The organism is Streptomyces sp. Ag109_O5-1 (assembly GCF_003814875.1).
GTDB classification, from domain to species: domain Bacteria; phylum Actinomycetota; class Actinomycetes; order Streptomycetales; family Streptomycetaceae; genus Streptomyces; species Streptomyces sasae.
Window position 1 is genome coordinate 5,080,562 of record NZ_RKQF01000001.1, and the last position, 12,615, is coordinate 5,093,176.

A 12,615-nucleotide genomic window follows, 5' to 3' on the forward strand; every position below is an offset into this window, starting at 1 on the left:
CGGCGCGGTCGACCAGCCGTCCCCGGCGATGTGATGCACCACCACCACCAGGACATGCTCGTCCGAGCCATCAGTGAACAGCCACGCCCGGATCGGCACCTCAACCGCCAGATCGAACGCGTACTCCGTTGCGCGTGCGACCGCATCCGCCAGCTGCCCGGCAGCCACCTCGACCGCCTCCAGCTCCCAGTCCAGGTCCTCGATGTCGAGGATCTGCTGGAAGGGCTCCCCGTCCGCGGCCGTGGGGAACACCGTGCGCAGCACCTCGTGCCGCCCGATCACATCCCGCAACGCCGCCGCGAGCGCGGCCGTGTCCACATCACCGGACAACCCCAGGACGGTCGGGATGTTGTAGAGCGCGCTCGCCCCCTCCAACTGCCCGATGAACCACAACCGCTGTTGCGCGAACGACAGCGGCAACCGCTCCGGACGCACCTGCGGCACCAACGCGGAACGCGCCACACCAGCACCCGACAACCGCTGCACCAAACCCGCCACCGTCGGAGCCTCAAACAACGTCCGCAACGACACCTCAACACCCAGCACCGCCCGGATACGGCTCACCAGGCGCACCGCCAGCAGCGAATGCCCGCCCAGGACGAAGAAGTCGTCATCGACGCCGACGGACTCCAGGCCCAGGACCTCGGCGAACGCCTGACACAGCAATTCCTCACGCACGTTCGCCGGGCCACGCCCGGAACCCGTGAGCGCGGTGAAGTCCGGCGCCGGCAGCGCCCTGCGGTCCAGCTTCCCGTTGGGTGTCAGCGGCAGCGCCTCGAGCACCACCACCGCCGACGGCACCATGTACTCCGGCAACCGCGACGCCACGAACTCCCGCATCTCAGACGGCAACGCGTCGACGTCCGCACCAGCCCCAGCCCCGGCCGCCGGGACGACGTAGGCGACCAGACGCTTGTCGCCAGTGGTGTCCTCCCGGGCGATGACCGCGGCCCGGGCGATCTGCGGGTGCGCGGCGATGACCGCCTGGATCTCACCCGGCTCGATCCGGAACCCACGCACCTTCACCTGCTCATCGGCACGCCCCACGAACACCAGCTCGCCCTCGGCACTCCAGCGCACCACATCCCCGGTCCGGTACAACCGGCCACCACCGACCGGGTCGAAGGGGTCGGCCACGAACCGCTCCGCCGTCAGACCCGCACGCCCCACATACCCACGCGCCAACTGCACACCGGCCAGATACAACTCCCCCGCCACACCCACCGGCACCGGGCACAGCCGCTCATCCAGCACGAACACCCGACTGTTCCCCGTCGGACGACCGAACGGCACCACCACCCCGTCCGACACCTGCGGATCCAGCACCCCAGCCGCCACCATCACCGCGGCCTCGGTCGGACCATAGGTATTGACCAACACCCGGTCCCGCGCCCACGCCCCGGCCGTCCCCGGCGAGATCGCCTCCGAACCCACCACCATCCGGCGCACCGGCCCCAGATCCTCCGGCGCCAGCACCTCCAGCAGACTCGGCACCACACTGGCCACCCGCACCCCGGCCGAGACCACCAGGTCCCGCAACAACCCCGCGTCCACCCGCTGCGCCGACGAGGCCACCACCAAATACGCCCCCGACGTCAACGCCACCGCCACATCCAGCACCGAAGCATCGAAACTGAACGACGCGAACTGCAACACGCCAACCCCCGCATCCGCCCCGAAAACCGGGCAGAACACGGCAGCAGCATTCACCAACGCCCCATGCGAGACCGCCACGCCCTTCGGCGCCCCCGTCGACCCCGACGTATAGATCACATACGCCAACTGCCCCGGCACCACACACACATCCGGCACCACGCCATCCGCCATCGACGACACCGCCGCGGCGACTTGCGGCTCATCCAACACCACCACCGGCACCGAACCAGCCGCGTCCTGCACACCGGAAAGCACCCCGGCCACCACGGACTCCGTCAGCACACACACCGGCGCCGCATCAGCCAGCATGAACGCGATCCGCTCCGCCGGATACTCCGGATCCACCGGCACATACGCACCCCCGGCCTTCCACACCGCCAGCAACGCCACCACCATCTCCACACCCCGCGGCAGACACAGACCCACCACCGCCTCCGCACCCACACCCAGCCCGCACAGATACCGGGCCAGACGGTTCGCCCGCGCATCCAACTCCGCATACGACACCGACACACCCTCGAACACCACCGCCACAGCATCCGGAGTCCGCGCCACCTGCCCCGCGAACAACTCCGGAACCGTCCCCGCCGGCACCTCGGCCGCCGTGTCGTTCCACTCCACCAGCACCCGGTCCAGCTCCGTGCCATCCAGCACGCTCACCCCGGACAGCGGCGTCTGCGAACCGCCCTCCAGAGCGTCTTCCAGCGCCGCCACCAGGTCACCGACCGCCGTATGCAGCATCTCGGCAACCGCCCGCGGATCGATCGGCCCGACCGCATCCACCACCAGACCGAGACCATCACCGTCGTCATCGACCGACACCAACAACGGATAGTTGGTCCGGTCCTTGATGAACACCGGCCGGAGGCCCTCGAACCCGTCGCCGTGGGCCGCACCGCCACTCTCAGCGCCCTGAGACCCGCCGACGGTGCTGTGCCGGTAGTTGAACAGTGCGGTGAACAACGGCTCATTCGCCGGCACCGCGCTGGCACGCTGGGCCACCGCCAACGGCGCATGCTCGTGCTCCAGCAGGCCGGCCAGCAGTCCACGCATCGCCGTGACCGCATCCAGCACGCCGAGATCCCCGGTACGCACCCGCACCGGCAGGGTGTTCATGAACAACCCCGGCACCCGGTCCGAGCCGGCACCCGCGTTCATCCGCCCGAACAGCACCGTGCCGAACACCACGTCGTCACGGCCCGAGACCACCGCCAGCACCCGCGACCACGCCACATGCATCACCGTGGCAGGACTCGCCCCCAACCGCCGGGCCACCTCCCGCAGCCGCACCACAACACCGGCATCCAGGCCACGTATTGCGTGAACAACCTCGGAACCGTCACCGCGCACGTCGCTGACTCCGAACGCCGCGGTCGGCTCCTCCACCCCGGCCAAAAGCTCCCGGAAGAACTCCTCGTGCTCCCCAGTCGCCAGCCCGGCCCGGGCCTGGGCCACGAAGTCCCGGAACGGCAACGGCTCCGGCAGCGTCTCGGCACGCCCGGCCAGGATCGTCTGGATCTCGTCCAGCACGACATCCATCGCGGTGTGGTCCTGCACCAGATGATGCGTCCGCACCAGCCCCAGCCACCGGCCACCAGAGACCTCGGCCACATGCAGATCCAGCAGCGGCGCACGCCCCAGATCCATCACCAACGCCACCACCGACACGAGATCCGCTACGGGATCCGCCGACTCGGTGTCGAGGCTCACCTCGGTCACCGACAACGCCGCCGAACGCCACACCACCTGCACCGGCTCCCGCAACCCCTGCCACACCACCGAGGTCCGGAACACATCATGCCGGTCGACCACCTGCTGCAACGCAGCGACGAACCCGTCCAGCCGGGACCGGTCATCGAACTCGATAACCCTCGGCGTCACATACGCGTCCTGACCGCCGTCGGCCAGCAGGTGGTGGAAGAGGATCCCTTCCTGCAGCGGAGCCAGCGGGTAGATGTCCGCGACATTGCCCGCACCACCCTCGACCCCGGAAACCACCGCCTGGATCTCCGTCTCGGTCAGCTCCACCAGCGGCAGCATCTCCGGCGTGATCACCTGCGCCCCGTCCGGGATCAGGTTCTCCGGCACCGAAACCGACACCGACCCGGCGACCGCCGCCAGCCTCGCCGGCGTCGGCGCCTCAAACAGCGTCCGCACCGACACCGACACACCCCGCACCCGCAGCCACTCCACCAGGCGCACGGCCAGCAGCGAATGCCCGCCCAGAGCGAAGAAGTCGTCCTCCACGCCGACGGACTCCAGGCCCAGGACCTCGGCGAACGCCTGACACAGCAATTCCTCACGCACGTTCGCCGGAGCACGCCCGGAACCAGCGAGCACGGTGAAGTCAGGCGCCGGCAGCGCCCTGCGGTCCAGCTTCCCGTTCACCGTCAACGGCAGGGCCTCCAGCACCACCACCGCCGACGGCACCATGTACTCCGGCAACCGGGCGCCGACGTGCTCCCGCACCACGGACGGAACAACTTCCATCCCCGCCGCCGGAACGACGTAGGCAACCAGCCGCTTGTCCCCCGTCTCGTCTTCCCGGGCGATCACGGCGGCCTGGGCAACCTGCGAGTGCGCGGCGATGACCGCCTGGATCTCACCCGGCTCGATCCGGTAGCCGCGGACCTTCACCTGCTCATCGGCACGACCCAGATACACCAGCTCACCCTCGGCGGACCAGCGCACCACATCCCCGGTCCGGTACAACCGGCCACCACCGACCGGGTCGAACGGGTCGGCGACAAACCGGCCCGCGGTCAGACCCGCACGCCCCAGATACCCGCGCGCCACCTGCGCCCCAGCCACATACAACTCACCCGCCACCCCCACCGGCACCGGAGAAAGCCGCTCATCCAACACGAACACCCGGGTGTTCCACATCGGCTGCCCGATCGGCACCGCCCCGACCCGATCCTCATCCACCGACCCCAGCACATAATCCGTACACCCCACCGTCACCTCGGTCGGCCCATAGTGGTTCACCACCGCCACACCCGGATGACGATCCCGCCACACCCGCAGCGCCTCCGCCGAAACCGCCTCGCCCCCCACCATCAACCGCCCGGTCGGAGCACACACCGGCGGCAACGCCTCCAACAACGGCAGATGACTGGGCGTGGCCTTCACAAACGACAGCCCCCGCCCGTCCAACACCCCGGCCAACTGCTCGTCCAACCCCGCCAGAACCACCCGCCCACCACACACCAACGCCCCGTACAACCCCGTCACCCCGGCGTCGAACGAAATCGAAGCATGCACCACCGTGCTGTCCGCCAACTCCGGATACACCCGCACACACCGCGCCACATAGTTGACCAGCCCGCCATGGGTCACCACCACACCCTTCGGCGTCCCCGTCGAACCCGACGTATAAATCACATACGCCGCACCCCCCGCCGACCAACCGACACCGGACACCGCAGCCCCGCTGCCCGCCGCCACCGCCGAAACCACCGCCGGATCATCCAGCACCACCACGGCCACCCCGTCCGGCACCAAGCCCACCGTGTCCGACACCGCCAGCACCACCACCGGTGCCGCATCGGTCAGCATGAACCCGATCCGCTCCGCCGGATACTCCGGATCCACCGGCAGATACGCACCCCCCGCCTTCCACACCGCCAGCAACGCCACAACCAGCTCAACCGAACGCGGCAAGCACACCGCCACCAGCGACTCCCGCCCCACACCCCGGCCCATCAGCAACCGGGCAAGCCGGTTCGCCCGAGCATCCAACTCCCCATACGACACCGACACACCCTCGAACACCACCGCCACAGCATCCGGCGTCCGCGCCACCTGTTCAGCAATCAACTCCGGGACCAACACCCCGGACACCTCGACCGCCGTATCGTTCCACTCCACCAACACCCGACGCCGCTCATCCGCATCCAGCACGCCCACCGCCGACAGCGGCGTGTGCGCACCGCCCTCCAGAGCGTCCTCCAGCGCCGCCACCAGGTCACCGACCGCCGTATGCAGCATCTCGGCAACCGCCCGCGGATCGATCGGCCCGACCGCATCGATCACCAGACCGAGACCAACACCGTTGTCATCGACCGACACCACCAACGGATAGTTGCTCCGCCCCTGGGAGAACACCTGCCGGACACCCTCGAACCCGCCGTCGTCGACGGCACCGGACCCACCAGCGCCCTGAGAACCGCCGGCGGTGCTGTGCCGGTAGTTGAGCAGCGTGGTGAACAACGGCTCGTCCGCCGGCACCGCGCTGGCACGCTGGGCCAGCGCCAACGGCGCGTGCTCGTGCTCCAGCAACCCGGCCAGCAGTCCACGCATCGCCGTGACCGCATCCAGCACACCGAGATCCCCGGTACGCACCCGCACCGGCAGGGTGTTCATGAACAGTCCAGGCACCCGGTCCGAGCCGGCGCCCGCGTTCATCCGCCCGAACAGCACCGTGCCGAACACCACGTCGTCACGGCCCGCAACCACCGCCAGCACCCGCGACCACGCCACATGCATCACCGTCGCCGCACTGGCCCCCAGACTCCGCGAGACTTCCCGCAGCCGCGCCACCACACCGGCATCCAGAGGCATGGTCGCCCGCACCACGTCCGAACCGTCACCGCGCACGTCGCTGACTCCGAACGCCGCGGTCGGCTCCTCCACCCCGGCCAAAAGCTCCCGGAAGAACTCCTCATGCTCTCCCGTCGCCAGCTCCGCTCGGGTCTGGGCGACGAAGTCCCGGAACGGCAACGGCTCCGGCAGCGTCTCGGCACGCCCGGCCAGGATCGTCTGGATCTCGTCCAGCACGACATCCATCGCGGTGTGGTCCTGCACCAGATGATGCGTCCGCACCAGCCCAAGCCACCGGCCACCAGAGACCTCGGCCACATGCAGATCCAGCAGCGGCGCACGCCCCAGATCCATCGACAGCCCGACCACCGACACGAGATCCGCTACGGGATCCGCCGACTCGGTGTCGAGGCTCACCTCGGTCACCGACAACGCCGCGGAGCGCCACACCACCTGCACCGGCTCCCGCAACCCCTGCCACACCACCGAGGTCCGGAACACATCATGCCGGTCGACCACCTGCTGCAACGCAGCGACGAACCCGTCCACCCGGGACCGGTCATCGAACTCGATGACCCTCGGCGTCACATACGCGTCCTGACCGCCGTCGGCGAGCAGGTGGTGGAACAGAATCCCTTCCTGCAGCGGAGCCAGCGGATAGATGTCCGCGACGTTGCCCGCACCACCCTCGACCCCGGAAACCACCGCCTGGACCTCGGTCTCGGTCAGCTCCACCAGCGGCAGCATCTCCGGCGTGATCACCTGCGCCCCGTCCGGGATCAGGTTCTCCGGCACCGAAACCGACACCGCACCCGACGCAGCCGCCAGCCTCGCCGGCGTCGGCGCCTCGAACAGCGTCCGCACCGACACCGACACACCCCGCACCCGCAACCACTCCACCAGGCGCACCGCCAGCAGCGAATGCCCACCCAGAGCGAAGAAGTCGTCATCGACGCCGACGGACTCCAGGCCCAGGACCTCGGCGAACGCCTGACACAGCAATTCCTCACGCACGTTCGCCGGAGCACGCCCGGAACCGGTGAGCGCGGTGAAGTCCGGCGCCGGCAGCGCCTTGCGGTCCAGCTTGCCGTTCACCGTGAGCGGCAGGGCCTCGAGCACCATCACCGCCGCAGGCACCATGTACTCCGGCAACCGGGCGCCGACGTGCTCCAGCACCACGGACGGCAACCCGTCGACGACCCCATCGGATCCCTGACCTTCACCATCAACCGCCGGGACGACGTAGGCGACCAGCCGCTTGTCGCCAGTGGTGTCCTCGCGGGCGATGACCGCGGCCCGGGCGACCTGCGGGTGCGCGGCGATGACCGCCTGGATCTCACCCGGCTCGATCCGGAACCCACGCACCTTCACCTGCTCATCGGCACGCCCCAGGTACACCAGGTTGCCCTCGGCATCCCAGCGCACCACGTCCCCGGTCCGGTACAACCGGCCACCACCGGCCGGGTCGGTGTCGAACGGGTCGGCCACGAACCGGCCCGCGGTCAGCCCCGCACGCCCCACATACCCACGCGCCAGACCCGCCCCGGCCACATACAACTCACCCGCCACACCCACCGGCACCGGGCACAGCCGCTCGTCCAGCACATAGGCCCGGGCGTTGAGGATAGGACCACCGATATTCGGCACATCCCCGGCCGACAGCACGCCCGACATGGCCGCACACACCGTCGTCTCCGTAGGCCCGTACGCATTGACCAACCGCCGCCCCGGAGCCCACCGGGCCACCAACTCCCCACCCAGCGCCTCACCGGCCGACACCAGCGTGGTCACCGAACCCAGATCCGCCGGATCCAGTACCTCCAGCACCGCCGGCGGCAACGTCACATGCGTCACCCCATGCCGCGCCACCACACCAGCCAGCCCCGCACCCGGCAACAGCTCCCGAGCCGGCGCCACCACCAAACACGCACCCGAGCCCAACGCCAGCAACAGTTCCCACGTCGCCGCATCGAACCCGACCGACGCGAACTGCAACACCCTGCTGCCCACGCCGACCACGAACCGCCGTGCCTGGGCAGCCGCCAGATTCACCGCGCCGGCATGCGTCACGGCCACGCCCTTGGGCAGCCCCGTCGATCCCGAGGTGTAGATCACATACGCCGGGTGATCCGGAAGCAACACACCCGCCAGCTCACCAGGCATCAGAGCACCGCCATCACACTCGGCCAGCCACCGCATGACCGCAGGATCATCCACCACCACCGCCGGAAGCGATCCAGGCACCACCCCCGAACGCCCCGCCGACGTCAGCACGCACCGTGCCCCCGCATCAGCGATCATGAACGAGATCCGCTCGGCCGGCAGCTCCGGATCCACCGGCAGATACGCACCCCCGGCCTTCCACACCGCCAGCAACGCCACCACCAGGTCCAAGCCGCGGTCCAGGCACACCGCCACGACCGACTCCGGACCCACACCCCGGCCGATCAGCAACCGGGCAAGCCGGTTCGCCCGCGCATCCAACTCCGCGTACGACACCTCCACGCCATCGCCGACCACCGCCGCAGCGTCCGGGACCCGCGCCACCTGCCCGGCGAACAACTCTGGCACCGTCCCCGCCGACGCCTCGGCCGCGGTGTCGTTCCACTCCACCAGCACCCGACGCCGCTCACCGGCATCCAGCACGCCCACCGCCGACAGCGGCGTGTGCGCACCGCTCTCCAGAGCGTCCTCCAGCGCCGCCACCAGGTCACCGACCGCCGTATGCAGCATCCCGGCAACCGCCCGCGGATCGATCGACCCGACCGCATCGACCATCAGACCGAGACCGACACCGTCGTCATCGACCGACACCGACAACGGATAGTTGCTCCGGTCCTGGACAAAGACCGGCCGAACACCCTCGAATCCGCCGTCGTCGGCGGCACCGGAACCACCAGCGCCCTGAGACCCGCCGGCGGTGTTGTGCCGGTAGTTGAGCAGCGTGGTGAACAACGGCTCGTCCGCCGGCACCGCGCTGACCCGCTGGGCCAGCGCCAACGGCGCGTGCTCGTGCTCCAGCAGCCCGGCCAGTTGCCCACGCATCGCCGTGACCGCATCCAGAGCCTTCAGCTCACCGGTGCGCACCCGCACCGGCAGGGTGTTGATGAACAGCCCAGGCACCCGGTCCGAGCCGGCGCCCGCGTTCATCCGCCCGAACAGCACCGTGCCGAACACCACGTCGTCACGGCCCGCAACCACCGCCAGCACCCGTGACCACGCCACATGCATCACCGTGGCAGGACTGGCCCCCAGACTCCGCGAGACTTCCCGCAGCCGCGCCACCACACCGGCATCCAGAGGCAAGGTCGCCCGCACCACGTCCGAACCGTCACCGCGCACGTCGCTGACTCCGAACGCCGCGGTCGGCTCCTCCACCCCGGCCAAAAGCTCCCGGAAGAACTCCTCGTGCTCCCCAGTCTCGAGCCCGGCCCGGGCCTGCGCCACGAAGTCCCGGAACGGCAACGGCTCCGGCAACTCCTCGCCACGCCCGGCCGACACCGTCTGGATCTCGTCCACCACGACATCCATCGCGGTGTGGTCCTGCACCAGATGATGCGTCCGCACCAGCCCCAGCCACCGGCCACCAGAGACCTCGGCCACATGCAGATCCAGCAGCGGCGCACGCCCCAGATCCATCACCAACGCCACCACCGACACGAGATCCGCTACGGGATCCGCCGACTCGGTGTCGAGGCTCACCTCGGTCACCGACAACGCCGCCGAACGCCACACCACCTGCACCGGCTCCCGCAACCCCTGCCACACCACCGAGGTCCGGAACACATCATGCCGGTCGACCACCTGCTGCAACGCAGCGACGAACCCGTCCAGCCGGGACCGGTCATCGAACTCCAGCACGTACGGCGTCACATAGGTGTCGTCACCGCCGTCGGCCAGCAGGTGGTGGAACAGAATCCCTTCCTGCAGCGGAGCCAGCGGATAGATGTCCGCGACATTGCCCGCACCACCGGGCACCCCGGAAACCACAGCCTGGACCTCGGCCTCGGTCAGCTCCACCAGCGGCAGCATCTCCGGCGTGATCACCTGCGCCCCGTCCGGAATCAGGTTCTCCGGCACCACCACCGACACCGCACCCGACGCAGCCGCCAGCCTCGCCGGCGTCGGCGCCTCGAACAGCGTCCGCACCGACACCGACACACCCCGCACCCGCAGCCACTCCACCAGGCGCACCGCCAGCAGCGAATGCCCACCCAGGACGAAGAAGTCGTCATCGACCCCGACGGACTCCAGGCCCAGGACCTCGGCGAACGCCTGACACAGCAATTCCTCGCGCACGTTCGCCGGGCCACGCCCGGAACCGGCGAGCGATGCGAAGTCCGGCGCCGGCAGCGCCTTGCGGTCCAGCTTCCCGTTCACCGTGAGCGGCAGCGCCTCCAGCACCACCACCGCCGACGGCACCATGTACTCCGGCATCCGCGACGCCACGAACTCCCGCATCTCAGACGGCAACGCGTCGACGTCCACACCATCACCAGCCCCAGCCGCCGGGACGACGTAGGCGACCAGCCGCTTGTCGCCAGTGGTGTCCTCCCGGGCGATGACCGCGGCCTGGGCGACCTGCGGGTGCGCGGCCAGGACCGCCTGGATCTCACCCGGCTCGATCCGGAACCCACGCACCTTCACCTGCTCATCGGCACGCCCCACGAAGACCAGCTCACCGGACTCCGACCACCGCACCACGTCCCCGGTCCGGTACAAACGCTCCCCCAGACCGAACGGGTCGGCCACGAACCGGCCCGCGGTCAGACCCGCACGCCCCACATACCCACGCGCCAGCTGCGCCCCGGCCACATACAACTCTCCCGCGACCCCGACCGGGACCGGAGCCAGCCGGTCATCGAGCACGAACACCCGCAGACCGGGAATCCCCCGCCCTACCACACTGGCCGTCGTTCCTGTGTCCCCCGCCTCAAGCGCACGGTACGTGACATGCACGGTGGTCTCGGTGATCCCGTACATGTTGACCAGACGCGGTCCACCCTCCGGCCGCCGCGCCCACCAGTCAGCCAACCGCGCCGGCTCCAACGCCTCCCCACCGAACACCACAGCCCGCAGCGACTCACCCGAGGCCGCCCGCCCCGCCTCAGCCGCGACCAACTGGTAGAACGCCGAGGGCGTCTGACTCAGGACCGTGACCCGCTCGCGCTCAAGCAGATCCCAGAACTCCTCCGGAGACCGCGACACCGCATACGAGACCACCACGACCCGCCCACCGTGCAGCAGCGCCCCCCACAACTCCCACACCGAGAAGTCGAACGCAAACGAATGGAACCAGCTCCACACGTCCCCCGACCCGAACTCGAACAGCCCCACCGCCGCCGCGAACAGACTCGCCACATTGCGATGAGTCACCGCCACGCCCTTCGGACGGCCCGCCGACCCGGACGTGTAGATCACATACGCAGGGTGATCCAGCAACAGAGGACTGCCACACTCCGCCGACGTCAGACCGCTGTCATCCAGCCCGGCAACATGCGCAGCCACCTCAGGATCATCCAGCACAAGCACCGGAACATCCACCGCAGGCACAGCCGCGACACACCCCGCCTCGGTGAACACCAACGACGGACGGGCATCAGCGAGCATGAAGGCGATCCGCTCGGCCGGGTACTCCGGATCCACCGGCAGATACGCCGCACCCGCCTTCAACACCGCCAGCAGCGCCACCACCAGATCGGCCGAACGCTCCATCACCACCGCGACCACCGACTCCGGACCCACACCCCGCCCGGCCAGCAACCGGGCCAGACGATTCGCCCGCCCGTCCAACTCCGCATACGTCAGCCGCTCGTCGCCAGCCACCACCGCCACAGCATCCGGGATCCGCGCCACCTGCCCGGCGAACAACTCCGGCACCGTCCCCGCCGGCACCACGGCCGCCGTGTCGTTCCACTCCACCAGCACCCGACGCCGCTCACCGGCATCCAGCACGCCCACCGCCGACAGCGGCACCTGCGCACCGCCCTCCAGGCCCTCCTCCAACGCCGCCACCAGGTCACCGACCGCCGTATGCAGCATCCCGGCAACCGCCCGCGGATCGATCGACCCGACCGCATCAACCGTCACAGCGAACCGCTCACCGCCGATGTCATCGACCGACACCGTCAACGGGTAATTGGTCCGCTCACGGGAGAACACCTGCCGGACACCCTCGAACCCATCGCCGTGGGCCGCACCGCCACTCTCAGCACCCCGAGACCCGTCGACGGTGCTGTGCCGGTAGTTGAGCAGCGTGGCGAACAACGGCTCGTCCGCCGGCACCGCGCTGACCCGCTGGGCCACCGCCAACGGCGCGTGCTCGTGCTCCAGCAGCCCGGCCAGTTGCCCACGCATCGCCGTGACCGCATCCAGAGCCTTCAGCTCACCGGTGCGCACCCGCACCGGCAGGGTGTT

Annotated in this window: 1 protein-coding gene (running past both ends of the window); it reads right to left on the bottom strand. The window is 69.5% G+C overall.

Every position in this 12,615-nt window falls within one protein-coding gene, locus tag EDD90_RS22940, for a non-ribosomal peptide synthase/polyketide synthase (protein ID WP_123974825.1), read on the bottom strand. The gene is 32,601 nt long; 12,618 of those nucleotides lie to the left of the window and 7,368 to its right, leaving coding positions 7,369–19,983 in view, spanning codon 2,457 (complete) through codon 6,661 (complete); the first complete codon in reading order (the gene reads right to left) occupies positions 12,613 to 12,615. Both codon boundaries (start and stop) fall beyond the window edges.